This is a genomic window from Delftia sp. Lp-1 (assembly GCF_020523835.1).
In the GTDB taxonomy this organism is placed as follows: Bacteria; Pseudomonadota; Gammaproteobacteria; order Burkholderiales; family Burkholderiaceae_C; genus Comamonas; species Comamonas acidovorans.
In genome coordinates, this window is sequence record NZ_JAJALJ010000002.1 from 214,179 (window position 1) to 233,075 (window position 18,897).

An 18,897-nucleotide genomic window follows, 5' to 3' on the forward strand; every position below is an offset into this window, starting at 1 on the left:
TCTATGAAACATGCACTCACCCTCCTGGGCTTAATGGCCTGCATGGGCACCGGGGCTGCTTTGGCAGCCCCGGATGCATCCTCTTCCATCCCTTCGTCGCTGCTGCAGACGGTGGCCAGCCAGGCCGCCGGCGGCACGCGCACCGCCACTTCGGCACAGCAATTCACCTTGAAGAACGGCATGCAGCTCATCGTGCAGCCCGACCGGCGCGCGCCCACGGCCGTGCACATGGTCTGGGTGCGCGTGGGCTCCGTGGACGAGGTCGATGGCACCTCGGGCGTGGCCCACGCGCTCGAACACATGATGTTCAAGGGCTCGCGCAAGGTGGCTCCCGGCGAGTTCTCGCGCCGCGTGGCCGCGCTGGGCGGGCAGGAGAACGCCTTCACCAGCCGCGACTACACGGGCTACTACCAGCAGATTCCGTCCAGCCGCCTGGAAGACGTGATGAAGCTCGAATCCGACCGCTTCGCCAACAACCACTGGCCCGACAGCGAGTTCAAGAAAGAGATCGAGGTCATCAAGGAAGAGCGCCGCATGCGCACCGAAGACCAGCCGCGTGCCGTGCTCATGGAGCAGCTGATGGCGGCGACCTTCGTGGCCTCGCCCTACCACCGCCCCGTGATCGGCTGGATGAGCGACCTGGACGCGCTGACGCCCGGCGACGTGCGCGACTTCCACGGCCGCTGGTATGTGCCCGGCAATGCCACCATCGTCATTGCCGGCGACGTGGATGTGGCCAAGGTCCGCGCCTGGGCCGAGAAGTACTACGGCAGCATTCCCGCACGCGCCCTGCCGGTGCGCAAGCCGCGCACCGAGCCCGCGCAGATCGGCATCCGCCGCATCGAGGTCAAGCAGCCGGCCGAGCAGGCCTTGGTGGCCCTGGCCTTCCGCGCGCCCTCGCTGACGCGCGTCAGCGACCTGCAGGCCGACGACCGGGATGCGCTGGCGCTGCTGGTTCTGTCGGCCGTGCTGGACGGCTATGACGGTGCCCGCCTGGAGCGCGCCCTGGTGCAGGGCGAAGGCCGCGTGGCCGACGGCGCGGGCAGCTCCATGTCCCTCATGGGCCGTGGCCCCGGTCTGTTCATGCTGACGGGCGTGCCCGCCACGGGCAAGACTGCCGCCGAGGTCGAGGCGGCGTTGCGCGCCGAAGTGGCCAAGGTCGCCAAGGATGGTGTGGAGCCCGCCGAGCTGGAGCGCGTGAAGACGCAGTGGATGGCCTCCAATGTCTACGAGCGCGATTCGGTCATGGGCCAGGCCCAGAGCCTGGGCAATTACTGGATACAGGGCATGCCGCTGGATGCGGAAGACCAGCTGCTGACCCAGCTGCGCACCATCACGCCCGATGACGTCAAGCGTGTGGCTGCCAAGTACTTTGGCGATGACCAGCTCACGGTGGGCACCCTGGTGCCGCAACCCCTGCCCGAAGGCGGCAAGCCCCGTCGCCCCGATGCGGGTGCCGGCATCGGCGGACCCCTGCATTGATGCCCCCGAAGCACGCTGGAGTGAAGATGAAGAACATGAAAAAAATGGTGGCCAGCACGGTGCTGGCAGGCGTGGGCATGGGCTTTGGTGCCACGTCCGCATGGGCCCTGCTGCCCATCCAGCACTGGACCCAGCCCAGCGGGGCGCAGGTCTGGCTGGTGGACAGCCCGGGCATTCCCATGGTCGATGTGCAGATGGACTTCGATGCCGGCAGCCGGCGCGATCCCGCCAACCAGGTCGGCCTGGCCAGCGCCGTGGCGCTGATGGCCTCCAAGGGCGTGACCGCCCAGGGCGATGCGCCTGCGCTGGACGAGAACGGCCTGGGCCAGGCCTGGGCCGATCTGGGTGCCAGCTTTGGCGCCCAGGCGGGCCGCGACAGCTTCAGCTACGGGCTGCGCTCCCTGACCGAGCCTGCCCTGCTGCAGCGCGCCGTGGCGCTGGCGGCGCGCCAGATCGCCAACCCCAGCTGGCCGCAGGACGTGTGGCTGCGCGAGCGCGAGCGTTGGACCGCGGCCATCAAGGAATCTGACACGCGCCCCGGTACGGTGGCCGGCAAGGCCCTGAGCCAGGGCGTGTTCGGCACCCATCCCTACGGCGCGCGCGCCACGGGCGAGAGCCTCGCGCACATCGACCTGTCCGACATGCAGTCCTTCCACCGCCGCCTGATCGCGGCCTGCCGCGCCAAGGTCAGCATCGTCGGTGCGGTCAGCCGTGAACAGGCCGACCAGCTGGTGCAGCAACTGCTGGCTCCGCTGCAGGCGGCGCAGGGCCAGGATGCCAGTGCCTGCGCGCCCCTGCCCGACGTGCCCAAGGTGCAGGCGCTCAAGGCGCCGGTCAACGAGAACATCCCCTTCGCCTCGGCCCAGGCGCAGGTGCTGATCGCCCAGCCCGGCATTGCACGCAACAGCCCGGACTTCATGGCCGTGCTGGTGGGCAACCACATCCTGGGCGGCGGCGGCTTCACCTCGCGGCTGACCGAGGAAGTGCGCGAAAAGCGCGGCCTGAGCTACAGCGTCTACAGCGACTTCTCGCCGGGTCTGGACGCAGGCGCCTTCACGATCGCCCTGCAGACGCGCCCCGACCAGGCAGCCGAGGCCCTGAAGGTGTCGCAGGACACGCTGCGCCGCTTCGTGGCCGAAGGCCCGACCGAGAAGGAGCTCAAGGCCGCCAAGGACAACCTGATCGGCGGCTTTGCGCTGCGCATCGACAGCAACCGCAAGCTGCTGGGCAATGTGTCCAACATAGCCTGGAACGGCTTGCCGCTGGACTACCTGGAGCACTGGACCGAGCGCGTGCAGGCGCTCACCGTGCGTGATGTGCGCGAGGCCATGCAGCGCATGCTGCAGCCCGAGCGCATGGTGACCGTCGTCGTGGGAGGCAAACAATGAGCCGCAACAGCATCAAAATTCATACCCCTGCCGGCAAGCGCTGGCTGGAAAAGGCCACGGCCGAGGCCGCAGCACCCAAGGCAGCTGCCGCAGCGCCTGCTGCCGCCAAGGCGAAAGCCGGACGGCCGGCGCCGGTGGGCGCGGGCGAGGTCCGCATCATCGGCGGCCAATGGCGCCGCACGCGGCTGCCCGTGGCGCAGCACCCGGGCCTGCGGCCCACGCCGGATCGCGTGCGCGAGACCCTGTTCAACTGGCTGGGCCAGGACCTGACGGGCTGGCATTGCCTGGATGCCTTCGCGGGCACGGGCGCGCTGGGCTTCGAGGCCGCATCGCGTGGCGCGACCAATGTGCTGATGAACGAGCAGGACGCCACCCTGGTCCAGCAGTTGCAGCGCCTGCGCGAGCGCCTGGACGCCCAGTCCGTGCGCGTGCTGCGCGGCGATGGCATCGGCTGCCTGCGCCAGGTGGCGCCGGGCACGCTGGACCTGGTGCTGATCGATCCGCCCTTCGACCATGCCGATCTGTTCGAGCCTGCGCTGAAGGCCGCCGCGCAGGCGGTGTCCGCCACGGGCTATGTCTATCTGGAGGCGCCCCAGGCCTGGACCGAGGAGCAATTGGCCGAGGCCGGTGGCCTGCAACTGTTCCGCCATCTGAAGGCGGGCGCCGTCCACGCCCATCTGCTGCGCAAGGCACCGCAGGACGAGTAAAGGGCGCTTCGGCGGCCGCGTTCCCTGGCAGGAGCGCGGCTGTCGCACAGCCGACCGGCCATGCTGCAGCGCAATGCATAATGCGCCATCCGTGCCGGACAGGGCACGCGCAGCCAATGAAAGCGACCGCCATGAGCCACGACGTGATTGCCGTCTATCCCGGAACTTTCGATCCGATCACGCTGGGTCATGAAGACGTGGTGCGCCGCGCGACCCAGCTGTTCAGCCACGTCATCGTCGCCGTGGCGGCAGGCCACCACAAGAAGACCATGTTCAATCTTGAGGAGCGCATGGAGATGGTGCGCGAGGCCGTGTCCATCTACCCCCATGTCCAGGTCGAGAGCTTTCATGGCCTGCTGCGCGACTTCGTGGTCGAGCGCGGCGGCAAGGCCATGGTGCGCGGCCTGCGTGCGGTCACCGACTTCGACTACGAGTTCCAGCTTGCCGGCATGAACCGCACGCTGATGCCCGAGGTGGAGACCGTCTTCCTCACGCCCAGCGACCGCTACCAGTTCATCAGCAGCACCTTCGTGCGCGAGATCGCCACGCTGGATGGCGAGATCGACAAGTTCGTCTCTCCCAGCGTGCGCACCCGCCTTCTGCAGAAGGTGCAGGCCAATCGTGGGCCGTGATCGCACCACCTGATCGCACAATCGGATCGCACGCCTTGATCCCGCGCCCTGATGCCCTGACCGCCTGGCTGTCCTGAGGACCGGCAAGAGCCAGGGCCCTCTCAAAGTTCCTTCTTAGAAGGCAGCCTGCCGCGTGGCGCTCGCATTCACGGCGGCGTGCACGAATTCCAGCTTGCGCCTGGCCCCGGCCGAAAGGGCGAACGGATAGGCATCGCCATGGCCCAGGCTGCGGTTGAGGCTGTTGGTCAGCAGCGTCAGCGGCACCCACTGGTCCAGCATGGTGCCGAAGTCCGGCCGTGCATGGACCGCGAAAGGGTCCTGCACGCACAGCGCGGGCTGCGTGCCTGAGCCTGTACTTGTCCCTGAGCCTCCAGGCATGGTGATGCAGGTGCCATAGCTGGCCGCAGTCTCCAGCAGATCCACCATGTGCAGGTAATGGGCCCAGCTTTCGGCCCAGTCTTCCCACGGGTGGGAGGTGGCATAGGCGCTGACGAAGTTGTCGCGCCACTGCTCATCCATCGGGTCGCGCGCATAGTAGTTCTGCAGGGCCTGGCCATAGTCCTGGCGCTCGTCGCCGAACAGGCGGCGGAATTCCTCGATACGGCCCGCGCCCACCACCAGCCTGTCCCAGAAGAAGTGGCCGGACTCATGGCGCAGATGGCCCACCAGCGTCCGGTAGGGCTCATGCAGGGCCTGGCGGCGCCGGGCACGCTCGGCATCGTCGGCCTCCACCACGTTCAGCGTGATGGTGCCGTTGGCATGGCCGGTCATCACGGGCGCCTGCCCCGGCAGGTCGGCCAGCAGCTCGAAGCGCGGCCCATCCTCTCCAGGCCGCGGACCCAGGCCCAGGTGGGCCAGCGTGTAGAACAGCTGGCGCTTGGCGGCCTCGATCCGGGTCCAGCGCAGCGCATTGGACGGGTCTGACAGATCGGGCAGCCAGCGTGTCTGGCGGCAGGACTCGCACAGCGCATGGGGATCGTCTGCGGGCAGGGCGAAGTTGCACTGTCCCACGGGACCCCGGTGGCTGCACATCTTGTAGAGCCGGCCTGGTGGCTTGCCGCTCGTCAGCGAGGACAGGCTCTCCCACAGCACGCTGTCCCGCGTGCCGGAAACCGGGCGCAGGCAGGCCACATGCAGTCGCTCGGGCAGGAAGGCCAGGGTGGCGCCGCAGTGCACGCATTGAACGCTGTCGAAGAAGACCGGGTGGCCACAGGCATCGCAGTTGAAGACTCGCATGTCGGTCACTTTACGCCGTATGTCCGGCGCACGGTGGAAAGGGGTCGTACCTGCCGTCGGCTGCAATGGTCGGCAATCCTTGCGGCGGACCGTGCGGCAGTTGGGGCCCTGGATGAAAAAAGGCCGGAAGTCTCCGGCCTTGTACTTGGATCAGCCCCCGCAGGGGCCTGCATCAGGGGCGAACCACGATGCTGTTGCGCACTTCACGCACGTTCTTGGTGGTACGGGCGATCTCGGCGGCGCGGGCCTTTTCCGATTCGGACTTGGCAAAGCCCGACAGCTGCACCGTGCCGTTCAGGGTCTCGACGCTGATGGAGGTGGCCGAGACGCTCTTGTCCTCTGCCATCTTGGCCTTCACCGCAGTGGTGATGCCGGCGTCATCCACATACGAACCCACGGTCTGCTGGTCGCGGGCGACGGAGCAGGCGGTGGTGCCGAGCACGGTGGCGCCGGCGACGAGAGCGAAAGCGATGGCACGGGTGTACTTTTGCATGATCAATTCTTTCTTGGGTAAGAAAACTAGGGTAACTGGACTAACGGTACTCGGGAGACTCAGGGAACTGGGCGACCGCTCACTTGCGCGAGCGTGAGCTCATGAAGAACGCGGTGGCAAGGGCTGCGCCCGTGGCCGCGGCCAGCAGGATGGAGCGGCCCGGCTGCTCGATGACGTAGCGCGTGGTGGCCTCGGTGGCCGATTGCAGCTGGCGGCGGGCGCGGTCGGAGCTGTCGGCGCAGAAGTTGATGCCGCGCGTGGCCAGTTCCTGGGCACGTGCTGCGAGGTCATCGATGACTGGGTTCAGTTCACGCTCGATGGACTGGACACCTTCCTCGGCCTTGTCCAGTGCATTCGCTGCAGTGCGGCGCGTGGTGTTGACGGCTTCCTTGGCGGCATCCGCGACATCCTGGGCAACGTCCTTGGCGGTATCGGCGGCTTTGTTCACGGCTTTCTCGGCTTGGCTCATTGGTTCTATCTCCTCAAAACTGGCATGAATGCGAAAGGCGGTCGGGCTGCCGGGCTGGCTGCCCGCGGTAAGCGGGCTTGGGCTGGCAGGGGGCTGAAGGCGGCGCCGCCGCTACTTCTTGATCAGGCTCATCACAAAGGTGACGACAGCCATGATCACGAAAATATAGAACAGGATCTTGGCGATGCCTACAGCACCTGCCGCAATACCACCAAAACCGAAGATGGCGGCTACCAGGGCGATGACGAAGAACACGATGGCGTAGTGCAGCATGTAAAACTCCTTGGGTTGTTCGTTTCCAAGAAACGGCACGGGGCGGATGGGCCAAGTGCTGTTTGCATGGGTTCGACTGTACTGAGCCGCCAAAGGTGTATCTGACGGTGGCCGGCGTGGCATGGCGTCAGGGTTAGGCGGGGGGGTGGTGTAGGAATGCTCCGGCTGCACAGGGCTTGCCGCCGCCGGCGGCTGCAGCCATCCAGGAGTGCGCATGAAAAAAAGCCCCTGGCGCGTGGGTGCGCAGGGGCTTTTGCATGGCGGGTGCTGCCGCTTCAGGCGGTGGCGACCGTACCGGCGCTTTTGTCCGTGGAAATGGGCGCCAGCGGTATGACGGCGGAGATTGCCGTGCCCTTGCCCAGTTCGGACGACACGGTCAGGCGGCCGCCTGCGGCCTCCACGCGGTGGCGCATGCCGGCCAGTCCGTGGGAGTTGGGGCGCATGGCCGAGGTCTCGAAGCCTTCGCCGTCGTCCTGGATCTGTACCGTCACATAGGTCGGATAGTTGTGCACGGAGACCAGGACATGGCTGGCCTTGGCATATTTGCCGATGTTGGTCAGCGACTCCTGGACGATGCGGTAGACCGTGAGCTGGGTGGATTCCGGCAGTTCCACCTGCTCCAGGTTGGCCGTGACTTCGATGCCGCTGCGCTCGCCGAACTCGCGCGCCAGGATTTCCAGCGCCGTCGTCAGGCCCAGGTTGGACAGGGAGGAGGGGCGCAGGTCCTCGATGATGCGGCGCTTGAGGGCGATGCCGCTGTTGAGCGTCTCCACCAGATGACTGACGCGTTCGCCCACGTCCGGCGCGCTGAGGTCGATCTTGGATTTGAGGCGCGCCACGTCGAGCTTGGCGGCCGTCAGCAGCGAGCCCAGCTCGTCGTGCAGTTCGCGCGCCAGGTGTCCGCGCTCGTCCTCGCGCACCTGCTGCAAGTGGTTGGCCAGCTCCGTCAGCGTGGCCGTGCGCTCGCGCACCAGGGCTTCGAGGCGGTTGCGCTCGTCGCGCTGGATCTCCTGCTCGCGCTGGTGGGCTTGCTGCAGCGCGTGGGCCTGGCGCAGGTACATGAAGAAGCCCAGCACGCCCAGGGCCGTGACCGTGGCGATGCCTATGCGCGACAGCGACAGCGTGTGCTCGATGTCCTGCAGGTTCTTGGCCGAGCGCTGGTCTATGCCTGACAGCAGCTTGCCCGTGTAGTCGCGGATGGCGTCCATGTTCTCCATGCCCACGTCGGTGAACATGACGAAGCGCCAGGCCTCCTCGTTGCCCTGGCGGTACAGGCGCAGGCTGAGTTCCATCTCGCTCATCTTGCGTTCGACCTGGCGCGCCAGCGGGGTGAAGATGGCCAGCTCCTGCGGGTCGTAGATGAAGATCTGGCGCAGCTCGTCCATGTTGTAGTTGATGGCCGTGATCGCCTTGCTGTAGGGCTCCAGGTAGCGCTCCTCGCCCGTGAGGAGGTAGCCGCGCAGGCCGGTCTCCGCATCCAGCATCAGCCGCAGCAGCTGGCTGATCTCCGAGCGGGTGTTCTGGGTCTGGGTCATGGCCTCCAGCGCCTTGGTGGAGCGCTTGTAGCTGGCCTCGTTAATGCTCACCAGCAGCACGGCCGCGACGATGGCGAATGCCAGGCTGATCGCAATTCTTCGGAAATTTATCCAACGCATAAGCATCCTCTCACCTACAAGATCTTCGCCGATATTCTGCATAATTCGTGTTATCGGCTGCCGGGGCAGTTCCTGCGCCGGCCGTTACCATATATTGTTTGCACGACCAGCGATCCCGCTGGTCCCCCGAAAAAGAGGTATTCATGATCAGAATTGGCATTGTGGACGACCATGCAATTGTGCGCTCGGGCCTGCGTCAGTTTCTCTCGGAACACGTGGACCTGCGTGTAGTCGGTGAGGCCGCCAATGGCCGTGAGGCCATCGATCTGGTGCGTGCCCACGAGATCGACGTGCTGTTGATGGACCTGTCCATGCCGGGCCAAAGCGGTATCGACGCGCTGGCCATGCTGCGCGCCAAGGCGCCGGACATGGGCATCCTGATCCTGAGCGGCTATCCCGAGGAGCACTACGCGATCAACCTGATCCGCCAGGGCGCCAGCGGCTACCTGAACAAGGAATGCGATCCCCAGGAGATTGCCGAAGCGATCCGCACCGTGGCCCTGGGCCGCCGCTACCTGACGCCCGCCGTGGCCGACCTGCTGGCCCAGCAGCTCAACCGCAAGGATGACGCGCCAGCCCATGAGCAGCTGTCCGAGCGTGAGTTCCAGGTCTTCCTCAAGCTCGCGCGTGGTGAAACCGCAGGTGATATTGCAAAGTCGCTTTCGCTGAGCGTAAAGACGGTCAGCACCTATCGCACGCGACTCATGGAGAAAATGGGATTGTCTTCCAACAGCGATCTGACGTATTACGCACTGAAGAACAGGCTGATCGATTGATTTTCAGTCAATAGAAAATACGGGCTGCACGATTATCAAGTCGTGCAGCCTTTTTCTTTGGTGAAAAATCAAATGCAGTGCTTTGGGTTCAGGCTGTTTTGAGTTGGTTGAGTGACGCCGCATCGATATTCATGCAATAGTCCATGAGTGCGTCGATTTCATTGGACTTGTCGAAGACTGCATCCACGCCGAGCTGGGCGCAGCGGCTGCGGATGTCGGGGGTGGCATAGTTGCTGAGCACCACGATCTTCTGGTGCGGCTGGCGCTCGCGGCAGGCGGTGAGCACACCCAGGCCGCTGCCCTGGCGCAGGAACAGGTCGACGATGGCGAGATCCCATGCGTCGGGGTTCTGCTGAAGCCAGTCCGTCCCCGCGCTCTCCGTCTCGGCGATGCCCACGGCCTCGACATCGGCCAGTTCTTCGAGCGTGGCGATCAGGTTCTCGCGGATCGTAGGGTTGTCTTCAACAAGATAGGTGCGCAATTTCACGGCTGTATCCAATAGGGACGCGGATGGCAATCGGAGTCCGGTGGAGCCCGGCCTTCATTGTCCTGCGCGACAGCGGGCGATTGTGCCAGTGAGGGATCGGCGTGGGGGTCAGCCGATTCCTACGCCTTGTTACCGCAAACGGGACATTCCGGTACACGAGTGGTTTGCATGCTACTCCAATCCAGGCTGCGGCTGTCGAACATGGTCAGGCGGTTTGTTGCAGGCGTGCCAAATCCCGCGACCAGCTTGAGGGCTTCCGCCGCCTGCAGCGTGCCCATGACGCCCACAACGGGCGCGAAGACGCCCATGGTCGAGCACTGCACTTCCTCGAACTGCGCATCGGGCGGAAACACGCAGGCATAGCAGGCGCAGTTCTCGTCGCGCGGGTCCATGACCAGGAGCTGGCCGTCCAGCCGAATGGCCGCCCCCGCCACCAGGGGCACCTTGTGTCGCACGCAGGCCGCGTTGATCATGTGGCGCGTGCGGTAGTTGTCCGTGCAGTCCAGCACCAGGCTGGCCTGGGGCACGAGCTCGTCGAGCAGCGCGTCGTCGGCGCGCTGCTGGCGGCAGTCGATGCGGATGCCGGGGTTGATGGCGTGCACGGCCGTGCGTATGGATTCCACCTTGGGCTGGCCCACGCGATCCGTGGTGTGGGCGATCTGGCGCTGCAGGTTGGTCATGTCCACCGCATCGTCGTCCACCAGGGTGATGCGGCCTATGCCGGCCGAGCCCAGGTACAGCGCGGCGGGCGCGCCCAGGCCGCCTGCGCCGATGATGAGCACATGCGCTGCCAGGATGCGCTCCTGGCCCTCGATGCCGATTTCGTCGAGAAGGATGTGGCGCGAGTAGCGCAGCAGTTGATCGTCGTTCATTCGCGTCTCCAGACGTGAAAAAGCCGGGCGCAAGGCCCGGCTTGGTGCAGGCGCGGACCCGGTCCGCGCCGCGCTGTCAGTTTTCCTTCTTCTCGGGCTCGCGCTCGGTCAGGGTCTTGCTGACCATGACGGGTTGGCCCTTGAGGCGGTTGAGCGCCTGCTGCAGCTGGAAGTCCTTTTCGGTGCCGAACTCGGGCAGGCGGCGCTCGGCCGGCGGCTTCTTGGCTTCCTCTTCCAGGCGCTTGCGGGCTTCCTCGCGGGCCTTCTCGCGCACCTCGTCCTTGACCTCGGCACCCTGTCCGCTGGACAGGTGCTTTTCCAGGTCGGCCTCGCGCATGCGCAGGGCGGCGAACAGGTCACCTTCGGGCGTCTCATCCACCATCACGTCGGGCACGATGCCCTTGGCCTGGATGGACTTGCCGCTGGGCGTGTAGTAGCGCGCCGTGGTCAGCTTCAGGCCCGTATCGGGGCCCAGGGGGCGCACGGTCTGCACGGAGCCCTTGCCGAAGGTCTGGCTGCCCATGATGATGGCGCGCTTGTGGTCCTGCAGTGCGCCGGCCACGATCTCGCTGGCCGAGGCCGAGCCTTCGTTGACCAGGACCACCAGCGGCAGCTTCTTGAGCGAGGCGGGCAGGCGCTGCAGCGGGTCACCCATGCCGCGGCGGGCATAGAAGCTGGGCGATGCCTTGTAGGTTTCCTTGCTCTCGGCCAGTTGGCCGTTGGTGGAGACCACGGTCACATCCGGCGGCAGGAAGGCTGCCGAGATGGCGACGGCAGCGTCCAGCAGGCCGCCCGGGTCGTTGCGCAGGTCCAGAACCAGGCCCTTCATGTTGGGGTCCTGCTTGTACAGTTCCTCGACCTTGCGCACGAAGTCGTCCACCGTGCGTTCCTGGAACTGGCTCAGGCGGATCCAGCCGTAGCCGGGCTCGATCACCTTGCCCTTGACGGACTGCGTCTTGATTTCTTCGCGCGTGATGGTCACGGGGAAGCTGCGGCTTTCATCCTTGCGCAGGATGGTCAGCTGCACCTTGGTGTTGGGCTCGCCGCGCATGCGCTTGACGGCGTCGTTGAGCGACAGGCCCTTGACGGCCGTGTCGTCGATCTTGGTGATCAGGTCGCCCGTCTTGAGGCCGGCGCGGAAGGCGGGGGAGCCTTCGATGGGCGAGACGACCTTGATCAGGCCGTCTTCCTGCGTGATCTCGATGCCCACGCCGACGAAGCGGCCCGAGGTGCCCTCGCGGAATTCCTTGTAGGACTTCTTGTCGAAGTACTGCGAATGCGGATCGAGGCTGGACACCATGCCGGAGATGGCATCGGTGATCAGCTTCTTGTCATCGACCGACTCGACATAGTCGGTCTTGATCAGGCCGAAGACGGCGGACAGCTGCTGGATTTCCTCCAGCGGCAGCGGGGTCATGGCACCGCGGGCCACGGTCTGCAAGGAAACCGTGGTCAGTGCTCCGGCGATTACGCCTACGGAAACCCAGCCGGCAATTTTGATTTTCTGGCCCATATCACCCCTTTAACCGCGTCAATATACACCCGCTTGGAAAGGCAAGCGCCCGCGTGGTTCCCTAAAAACGGCGCAGCAAGCGCAATTTCCGCAGCAGGCGCTCACCTCAAGCGGGCCCGGCTCAGGCCTTGCCCTGTGCGGCCACGGCGGCTGCAGCCTTGGCGGCAGCTTCTGCATCGCCCAGGTAATAGTGGCGAATGGGCTTGAGATCGGCATCCAGCTCATAGACCAGCGGAATGCCATTGGGCACGTTGACGCCGACGATGGCGTCATCCGAGATGCCGTCCAGGTACTTGATCAGCGCGCGGATGGAGTTGCCGTGGGCCGCGACCACGACGCGCTTGCCGGACAGGATGGCGGGCGCGATGGACTCGTTCCAGAACGGCAGCACGCGGGCCACCGTGTCCTTCAGGCATTCGGTCAGCGGCACCTGGCTGGGGTCCAGCTGGGCGTAGCGCACGTCGCTGCGCTCGCTGCGCGGGTCTTGCGGCTCCAGGGCCGGCGGGGGCGTGTCGTAGCTGCGGCGCCACACCAGCACCTGGGCGTCGCCGTATTGCTTGGCCATGTCCGCCTTGTTCAGGCCCTGCAGGCCGCCGTAGTGGCGCTCGTTCAGGCGCCAGCTGTGCTGCACGGGCAGCCAGGTGCGGTCCATTTCGTCCAGCGTGTGCCACAGCGTGCGCGTGGCGCGCTTGAGCACGCTGGTGTAGGCCAGGTCGAAGTCATAGCCCTCGGCCTTGAGCAAGCGGCCGGCGTTCTTGGCCTGTTCGACGCCGGTGGCGGTCAGGTCCACATCGGTCCAGCCGGTGAAGCGGTTTTCGAGGTTCCAGGTGGATTCACCGTGGCGGATCAGCACGAGCTTGTACATGGCGGCTTTCTAAGTCTCTCGATGCGACAAAGCTGGGCTGTCGCGGGGGCAAAAGCCAGCATTCTAGAATTGACAGGTTTGCCAACCCAAGGAATGACGTGAAATTCATCATCGATAACTGGTATTTGATCCTGATCGCGCTGGCTTCCGGCGTGATGCTGCTGCTGCCCCTGGTGCGCGGCGCAGGCGGCGGCTCGCTGACGGCGGCGCAGGCCGTGCAACTGATCAACCGCCAAAAGGCCGTGGTCATCGATGTCTGCGAGCCCGAAGAGTACGCGGCCGCCCATGCCAACGGCGCCAAGAATGTGCCGCTGAGCCAGTTCGAGGAGAAGCTGCCCACCACCGTGAAGAACAAGGCGCTGCCGCTGGTGCTGATCTGCACCAAGGGCAACCGCGCCTCCCGTGCCGAAGGCATTGCGAAGAAGCTGGGCTACGAAAAGGCCCAGGCCCTGGCCGGTGGCCTGAAGGCCTGGCGCGATGCCGGCATGCCGGTTGAAAAGGCCTGAGGCGCCCCCATCTGACGGCGATGGAAGCTGCTGCTCCGCGCCCCGGGCGCCAGCCGGCGGCACGCCGCAAACTCGAAGAAAGACGCACATGCAAGCCGTGAAGATGTACACCACCGCTGTCTGCCCCTATTGCATCCGGGCCAAGCAGATCCTCAAGTCCAAGGGCGTGGAGCAGATCGAAGAGATCCGCATCGACACCGATCCGGCCGCGCGCGACGTGATGATGCAGAGCACGGGCCGCCGCACGGTGCCCCAGATCTTCATCGGCGACCACCATGTGGGCGGCTGCGACGACCTGATGGCGCTGGACGCCGACGGCGGTCTGGTGCCTCTGCTGCAAAGCTGAAACACGGGCACTGCATAATGCTGGCCCAGGTGCCCGCTGCGCAAGCTCTTGGCAGCGGGCATTTTGTTGGTGATTTTTTTGATGCCCTGGTCACCGCACCAGGGTTTTTTGCCCAGAAAGACTGATTCCATGGCCGAACAGGACACTCCCGTCTTCCAGATCCAGCGCGTCTACCTCAAGGACCTGTCGCTGGAGCAGCCCAATTCGCCCGCCATCCTGCTGGAGCAGGAGCAGCCCAGCGTGGACATCCAGCTTGGCGTCGAGGCGACGCCCGTGGCTGAAGGCATCTACGAAGTGGCCGTGACCGCCACCGTGCAGACCAAGATCCAGGACAAGACCGTGTTCCTGGTCGAGGCCAAGCAGGCCGGCATCTTCGAGATCCGCAACGTGCCCGAAGACCAGATGGGTGGCGTGATCGGCATTGCCTGCCCCCAGATCATCTATCCCTACCTGCGCGGCAACGTGGCTGACGTGGTCACCCGCGCCGGCTTCCCGCCCGTGCACCTGGCCGAGATCAACTTCCAGGCCATGTACGAGCAGCAGCAGGCAGCCGCCCAGGCGGACGGCAACTCGTTGCCGCAGTAAGCCGGTCCATTCCCGGACGATGTGATTTGCGCCCAGGCGCGTCGCATCGCTGTGGTACAAGAAAAGAGGCCCGAGGGCCTCTTTTTTTCATCAACGTCGCTTCTTCAACGTCGAGCAGATATGAACATAGTGGTGATTGGCGCAGGCGCCTGGGGCACGGCGCTGGCGATGAGCGCGGCCTCGCGCGGTGACGGGCGTGTCGTGACCCTTTGGGCGCGCGACGCCGCCCAGGCGCAGGCAATGCACGGCAGCGGCGAGAACGCACGCTACCTGCCGGGCGTGGTACTGCCTGCCGCGCTGCAGGTGGTGCATGGCGAGATCGACGGCCATCTGGCGGCCGCCGACCTGATCGTGATCGGCACGCCCATGGCTGCCCTGCGCGAATGGCTGGGCCGGCTGCAGCATGTGCCCGCACCCGTGGCCTGGCTGTGCAAGGGCTTCGAGGCCGTGCCCGCAGGCGCTTCGGCCGCCGCCCATGGACTGATGGCGCACGAGGTCTGCGCCGAGGTGGCGCCCGATCTGCTGTGCGGCGTGCTCAGCGGCCCCAGCTTCGCGGCCGAGGTGGCACGCCACCAGCCCACGGCCCTGGTGGCGGCCAGCCGGCATGCCCAGGTCAATGACGCCCTGGTGGCCGCCTTCCACGGCGGCGCCATGCGCGTCTATGCCAATGCCGACATCGTGGGAGTGGAAGTGGGCGGCGCCGTGAAGAACGTGCTGGCCATTGCCACCGGCCTGTGCGACGGCCTGCAGCTGGGCCTGAACGCCCGCGCCGCGCTGATCACGCGCGGCCTGGCCGAGATGACGCGTTTGGGCCTGGCCCTGGGCGCGCGCACTGAGACCTTCATGGGCCTGTCGGGCCTGGGCGATCTGGTGCTGACGGCCACGGGCGACCTGTCGCGCAATCGCAAGGTGGGCCTGCTGCTGGCCCAGGGCCGCACGCTGGAGCAGGCCGTGGCCTCGCTGGGCCATGTGGCCGAGGGCGTGTACAGCGCACGCACCGTGCTGGCGCGCGCGCGGCTGCTGAATGTGGAGATGCCCATCACCGAAACCGTGGTCGAGCTGCTGGACGGCCGGCTGCAGGCGGCCGAGGCCGTGCAGCACCTGATGGCGCGCGATCCACGCGGCGAGTGATTCTTCGGTGTCCATGAAAAATGGCCCACACGCTTCCCTTGCTGCGCAAGGTCCACTGCCCCCCCCGAGGGGGCCGCTTTTCATCTTGGGGCGGCCCGGCGATGAAAAAGCCCCGGAGCTGGAAGGCTCCGGGGCTTTTTTGCGTCAGAAATCCTGGCGCCTGGCGCGCTACAGGCCCAGTTACAGGCCTAGCTCCAGGCCCAGCAGTTCCTCCACCGTCTGGCGGCGGCGGATGAGGCGGGCGCTGTCGCCATCGACCAGCACCTCGGCGGCCAGCGGGCGCGTGTTGTAGTTGCTGGACATGGAGCTGCCATAGGCGCCCGTGTCATGGATGACCAGCAGGTCGCCCACCGAGGCGCCGGCCAGCGCGCGGGGCAGCACCACGCCGCCGTCGCCCTGGGTGAAAACGTCGCCCGATTCGCACAGCGGGCCGGCGACCACGGCATCGCGCAGGGGCATGGCCTGGCCGTCGCGGCGCAGCACTTCCATGCCGTGCCAGCTGCCGTACATGGAAGGGCGCATCAGTTCGTTGAAGCCCGTATCGACCAGCACGAAATGGTTGCTGCCCGCGTTCTTGGTGGCGCGCACCTGGCCCAGCAGCACGCCCGACTCGGCCACCAGGAAGCGGCCCGGCTCGATCTCCAGGCCCAGTGCGTGGCCCACGATGGCCTCGGCGTCCTTGCGTGCCGCATCCCACAGGCCGTGGTAGTGGGCGGTGTCGATGGTGGCGTCGCCATCGCGGTAGGGAATGGACAGGCCGCCGCCGGCCGAGATGGCCTGCAGGTCATGGCCTGCCTGGCGGGTGGCGCGCACCAGCTCGACCATGGCGCCGCAGACCTGCTGCAGATGGCCGTAGTCCACGCCCGAGCCGATGTGCATGTGCAGGCCGGCCAGCTTCAGGCCGCCGTCGCGGATGGCCTGCAGCGCCGCCAGCAGGTCGCTGTGCCAGATGCCGTGCTTGCTGTGCTCGCCGCCCGTGTTGGTCTTGTTGCTGTGGCCGTGGCCGAAGCCGGGGTTGATGCGCAGCCACACGGGATGGCCGGGCGAGGCCTGGGCCAGCTGGTGCAGCATGTCGATGGAGCCGGCGTTCACGGGCACCTTGTGCTCGGCCACGCAGGCCAGCGTGGCCTCGTCCATCACGTCGGCGGTGAACACGATGTCGCTGTGCAGGTCGTCGCCATGGCCGGCCGCGTAGCCGGCGGCCAGCGCGCGCAGGATTTCGCCGCGCGAGACGGCGTCCACCTTCACGCCCTGCTCGCGCATCAGCCGCAGGATGTGGATGTTGGAGCAGGCCTTCTGTGCAAAGCGGATGGTGTCGAAGGCCTTGAGCTGGGCGATGCGTGCGCGGATGGTGGCGGCGTCATAGACCCACAGCGGCGTGCCGTGCTGGTCGGCCAGGGCCCAGAGCTGGGCGGGCGAGAAGGGATTGGACATGGTGTCTCTTTCAGGGGAACTGCCGCGCATGATGGTGGATGGCGGTCATTCAGTCCAATGCTTGTTCTTATGGTGTCTATTTGATTTGGATATGCTCCTGCCATGCAAGACCCCGCGCTGCCGCACACGTCTCCCGAACCCCGCATCTCCCACCGCCACCTGGAGGTGTTTCGCGCGCTCATGCTCAGCGGCAGCGCCACGGCGGCGGCGCAGATGCTGTTCAGCTCCCAGCCCACCGTCAGCCGCGAATTGGCGCGGATGGAGAGCCTGCTGGGCTACGCGCTGTTCGAGCGTGCCCAGGGCCGGCTGCGGCCCACGGCACGCGCCCTGTCGCTGTGGGCCGAGGTGCAGCGCAGCTGGCAGGGGCTGGACCGGGTGGTGGAGCATGCGCTGGCCCTGGGCCGACCGCACCAGGCGCGCATCAACGTGCTGTGCCTGCCTGCCCTCAGCCATGCGCTGCTACCCGCAGCGCTGGCACGCCTGCATGCGGAGCACGGCCCAGTGGCCGTCAGCGTGGCCACGCAGGAGGCGCCGCTGCTGCAGGAGTGGATGGCCGCCCAGCGCTACGACCTGGGCCTGGCCGAGCTGGCCGAGGCGCCTCCGGGCACGCGCGCCCTTGCGCTGCCCGCCATGGACGAGGTGGCCGTGCTGCCCGCAGGCCATGCGCTGGCCGCAAGGCCGGTGCTGGAGGTGGCTGACTTTGCCGGGGAAAGCTTTGTCAGCCTGGCGCGCGACGATCCCTATCGCCAGCAGATCGATGCCGTGTTCGAGCAGGCCGGCGTGCAGCGCCAGCTGCACCTGGAGACCCACAGCGCCGTGGCGGTCTGCGCCATGGTCCAGCATGGCCTGGGCGTGGCCATCGTCAATCCGCTGACGGCGCGTGCCTGCGCCGGGCCGCAGCTGGTGGTGCGGCCGCTGGCGTTTTCCATTCCCTTCCAGGTCCATGCGCTGCTGCCGCTGCACCGGCCAGCCGTGGCCGAGGCGCAGTGGCTGGTGGACGCGCTCGCCGCCGAGGTGGCCGCGGTCGGCTGAAGGCGGCAGTGCCTAGGCCGAAGGGGTGCGCACCATGTCGGCAGGAACGATGGCCTGGGCGCTGCGCTCCAGGCGCTGGCGCAGCCACCGGTGGGCGCTGTCCTCATGGCTGCGCGCATGCCAGACCAGCTCCACGGGGAAGGACGGAAAGGCAAACGGCAGCGGGCTGATGGCCAAGCCGAACAGCGGCGCATAGTGGCGTGCCACGATGGCCGGCACCGTGGTCAGCAACGGTGCGCGTGCCACGGTGGCGAACAGCGTGAGGAAGTTGGATGCCGCGAGCACCGGGTTGATGGCCACACCTGCCGCCTCCAGCGCATCTTCCAGATAGCCGTACAGGCTGTCCTTGGCTGAGATCATGGCGTGGCGGCCGGCCTGGTACTGCGCCAGGCTCAGCGGCGCGGCAAACGGCAGCAGGGCCGGGTGGTAGCAGCAGACCACACCCAGGTTGAACAGCATCTGCCGGCGGTGCCAGCCGCTGCCGCCGGGCAGGTAGCCGATGGCCAGGTCGATCTGCTCGGCATCCAGCGCGTCGAAGGCCCGCTCGCGGCTGGTGGGGCTGAGCAGCAGCTTCACGCGCGGTGCGGACACGGCCAGGTCGGCAAACAGCTCGGAGACCAGCAGCGATTCGGACTGGATGGAGATGCCGATGCGGAAGGTGTGTTCATCGGTGGCCGGATCGAAGCTGCGGCGCGACAGCAGCAGCCTCTGCGAGGCCTCCAGCAGCTCGCGCACCGGGGCGTGCAGTTCGCGGGCCATCAGCGTGGGCTCCATGTGGTAGCCCACGCGCACGAACAGTTCATCGTCCATCAGCAGGCGCAGCGTGGACAGCGCATGGCTCATGGCCGGTTGCTTGATGCGCAGGCAGGCGGCGGCGCGCGTCACGCTGCGCTCCTGCATCAGTGCGTCGAAAGCCAGCAGCAGGTTCAGGTCGAAGGAGCGCAGATTGAAATGATCGATGCGAGACATCATCCATATCGATTTGTTGAATCAAGACCCGAAACCTACACTGAAT

The 18,897-nt window shown here is 66.5% G+C and carries 21 protein-coding genes; 10 read left to right on the forward strand and 11 right to left on the reverse strand.

Going from position 1 to position 18,897, the window contains the following annotated elements:
* Nucleotides 1-3: 3 nt before the first annotated feature.
* The 4 genes from LGR64_RS17675 (at nucleotide 4) to coaD (ending at nucleotide 4,209) form a co-directional block, all read left to right on the forward strand.
* The gene (locus tag LGR64_RS17675; RefSeq protein WP_013803936.1) at nucleotides 4-1,482 is read left to right on the forward strand and encodes a M16 family metallopeptidase; all 1,479 of its coding nucleotides are present in this window, start codon (nucleotides 4-6) and stop codon (nucleotides 1,480-1,482) included.
* Nucleotides 1,483-1,508: 26 nt separating this feature from the next.
* Nucleotides 1,509-2,870 carry a M16 family metallopeptidase gene (locus LGR64_RS17680; RefSeq protein ID WP_141829973.1) on the forward strand — a complete coding sequence of 454 codons (1,362 nt, stop codon included), beginning with the start codon at nucleotides 1,509-1,511 and terminating at the stop codon, nucleotides 2,868-2,870.
* Nucleotides 2,867-3,577: a 16S rRNA (guanine(966)-N(2))-methyltransferase RsmD gene (gene rsmD, locus LGR64_RS17685; protein ID WP_012203729.1), complete on the forward strand. Its 711-nt coding sequence runs from the start codon at nucleotides 2,867-2,869 to the stop codon at nucleotides 3,575-3,577. The genes LGR64_RS17680 and rsmD overlap by 4 nt, the downstream gene beginning before the upstream one ends.
* Before the next feature lie 131 nt (nucleotides 3,578-3,708).
* The gene (coaD, locus tag LGR64_RS17690) at nucleotides 3,709-4,209 is read left to right on the forward strand and encodes a pantetheine-phosphate adenylyltransferase (RefSeq protein ID WP_141829970.1); all 501 of its coding nucleotides are present in this window, start codon (nucleotides 3,709-3,711) and stop codon (nucleotides 4,207-4,209) included.
* A gap of 114 nt (nucleotides 4,210-4,323) precedes the next feature.
* Here coaD and LGR64_RS17695 read toward each other — a convergent pair whose 3' ends face one another.
* The 5 genes from LGR64_RS17695 to LGR64_RS17715 all read right to left on the reverse strand — a co-directional run bounded on the left by LGR64_RS17695 (nucleotide 4,324) and on the right by LGR64_RS17715 (nucleotide 8,335).
* Complete coding sequence (locus LGR64_RS17695) at nucleotides 4,324-5,445, reverse strand: zinc-binding metallopeptidase family protein (protein ID WP_034398218.1); 1,122 nt, start codon at nucleotides 5,443-5,445, stop codon at nucleotides 4,324-4,326.
* 172 nt (nucleotides 5,446-5,617) lie between these two features.
* The gene (locus LGR64_RS17700) at nucleotides 5,618-5,938 is read right to left on the reverse strand and encodes a BON domain-containing protein (RefSeq protein WP_012203732.1); all 321 of its coding nucleotides are present in this window, start codon (nucleotides 5,936-5,938) and stop codon (nucleotides 5,618-5,620) included.
* Nucleotides 5,939-6,017: 79 nt separating this feature from the next.
* Entirely contained in the window at nucleotides 6,018-6,407 is a 390-nt protein-coding gene (locus tag LGR64_RS17705) for a hypothetical protein (RefSeq protein ID WP_013803931.1), read from the reverse strand.
* A 111-nt stretch (nucleotides 6,408-6,518) separates the two neighbouring features.
* Nucleotides 6,519-6,680, reverse strand: a complete 162-nt coding sequence (locus LGR64_RS17710) for a DUF1328 domain-containing protein (RefSeq protein ID WP_013803930.1) — start codon at nucleotides 6,678-6,680, stop codon at nucleotides 6,519-6,521.
* A 275-nt stretch (nucleotides 6,681-6,955) separates the two neighbouring features.
* Nucleotides 6,956-8,335, reverse strand: coding sequence for a sensor histidine kinase (locus tag LGR64_RS17715; protein WP_013803929.1), 1,380 nt, complete (start codon nucleotides 8,333-8,335; stop codon nucleotides 6,956-6,958).
* A 143-nt stretch (nucleotides 8,336-8,478) separates the two neighbouring features.
* Here LGR64_RS17715 and LGR64_RS17720 point away from each other — a divergent pair, with 143 nt between their 5' ends.
* A complete protein-coding gene (locus tag LGR64_RS17720) occupies nucleotides 8,479-9,111 on the forward strand; it encodes a response regulator (protein ID WP_012203736.1) in 633 nt (210 codons plus the stop codon).
* Nucleotides 9,112-9,199: 88 nt separating this feature from the next.
* Here the strand turns inward: LGR64_RS17720 and LGR64_RS17725 are convergent, their stop codons facing one another.
* The 4 genes from LGR64_RS17725 to gpmA form a co-directional block, all read right to left on the reverse strand.
* Nucleotides 9,200-9,598, reverse strand: a complete 399-nt coding sequence (locus LGR64_RS17725) for a response regulator (protein WP_013803928.1) — start codon at nucleotides 9,596-9,598, stop codon at nucleotides 9,200-9,202.
* Nucleotides 9,599-9,717: 119 nt separating this feature from the next.
* Nucleotides 9,718-10,470, reverse strand: coding sequence for a HesA/MoeB/ThiF family protein (locus LGR64_RS17730; RefSeq protein ID WP_141829968.1), 753 nt, complete (start codon nucleotides 10,468-10,470; stop codon nucleotides 9,718-9,720).
* Between the two features lie 76 nt (nucleotides 10,471-10,546).
* The gene (locus LGR64_RS17735; RefSeq protein ID WP_013803927.1) at nucleotides 10,547-11,983 is read right to left on the reverse strand and encodes a S41 family peptidase; all 1,437 of its coding nucleotides are present in this window, start codon (nucleotides 11,981-11,983) and stop codon (nucleotides 10,547-10,549) included.
* 121 nt (nucleotides 11,984-12,104) lie between these two features.
* Nucleotides 12,105-12,848, reverse strand: coding sequence for a 2,3-diphosphoglycerate-dependent phosphoglycerate mutase (gpmA, locus tag LGR64_RS17740; RefSeq protein ID WP_034390756.1), 744 nt, complete (start codon nucleotides 12,846-12,848; stop codon nucleotides 12,105-12,107).
* A gap of 98 nt (nucleotides 12,849-12,946) precedes the next feature.
* Here gpmA and LGR64_RS17745 point away from each other — a divergent pair, with 98 nt between their 5' ends.
* The 4 genes from LGR64_RS17745 (at nucleotide 12,947) to LGR64_RS17760 (ending at nucleotide 15,416) form a co-directional block, all read left to right on the forward strand.
* A complete protein-coding gene (locus LGR64_RS17745) occupies nucleotides 12,947-13,354 on the forward strand; it encodes a rhodanese-like domain-containing protein (RefSeq protein ID WP_013803926.1) in 408 nt (135 codons plus the stop codon).
* Nucleotides 13,355-13,442: 88 nt separating this feature from the next.
* Nucleotides 13,443-13,700 carry a glutaredoxin 3 gene (grxC, locus tag LGR64_RS17750; protein ID WP_034390758.1) on the forward strand — a complete coding sequence of 86 codons (258 nt, stop codon included), beginning with the start codon at nucleotides 13,443-13,445 and terminating at the stop codon, nucleotides 13,698-13,700.
* A gap of 129 nt (nucleotides 13,701-13,829) precedes the next feature.
* On the forward strand, nucleotides 13,830-14,285 hold the full coding sequence (gene secB, locus LGR64_RS17755) for a protein-export chaperone SecB (RefSeq protein ID WP_013803924.1): 456 nt from the start codon (nucleotides 13,830-13,832) through the stop codon (nucleotides 14,283-14,285).
* 120 nt (nucleotides 14,286-14,405) lie between these two features.
* Nucleotides 14,406-15,416, forward strand: coding sequence for an NAD(P)H-dependent glycerol-3-phosphate dehydrogenase (locus LGR64_RS17760; protein WP_141829965.1), 1,011 nt, complete (start codon nucleotides 14,406-14,408; stop codon nucleotides 15,414-15,416).
* A gap of 180 nt (nucleotides 15,417-15,596) precedes the next feature.
* Here the strand turns inward: LGR64_RS17760 and lysA are convergent, their stop codons facing one another.
* Complete coding sequence (gene lysA, locus LGR64_RS17765) at nucleotides 15,597-16,850, reverse strand: diaminopimelate decarboxylase (protein WP_061288232.1); 1,254 nt, start codon at nucleotides 16,848-16,850, stop codon at nucleotides 15,597-15,599.
* Nucleotides 16,851-16,952: 102 nt separating this feature from the next.
* Between lysA and LGR64_RS17770 the strand changes: the two genes are divergently transcribed.
* A complete protein-coding gene (locus tag LGR64_RS17770; RefSeq protein ID WP_141829963.1) occupies nucleotides 16,953-17,882 on the forward strand; it encodes a LysR family transcriptional regulator in 930 nt (309 codons plus the stop codon).
* Nucleotides 17,883-17,894: 12 nt separating this feature from the next.
* Here LGR64_RS17770 and LGR64_RS17775 read toward each other — a convergent pair whose 3' ends face one another.
* Entirely contained in the window at nucleotides 17,895-18,851 is a 957-nt protein-coding gene (locus LGR64_RS17775; RefSeq protein WP_141829961.1) for a LysR family transcriptional regulator, read from the reverse strand.
* Between the last annotated feature and the right edge of the window lie 46 nt (nucleotides 18,852-18,897).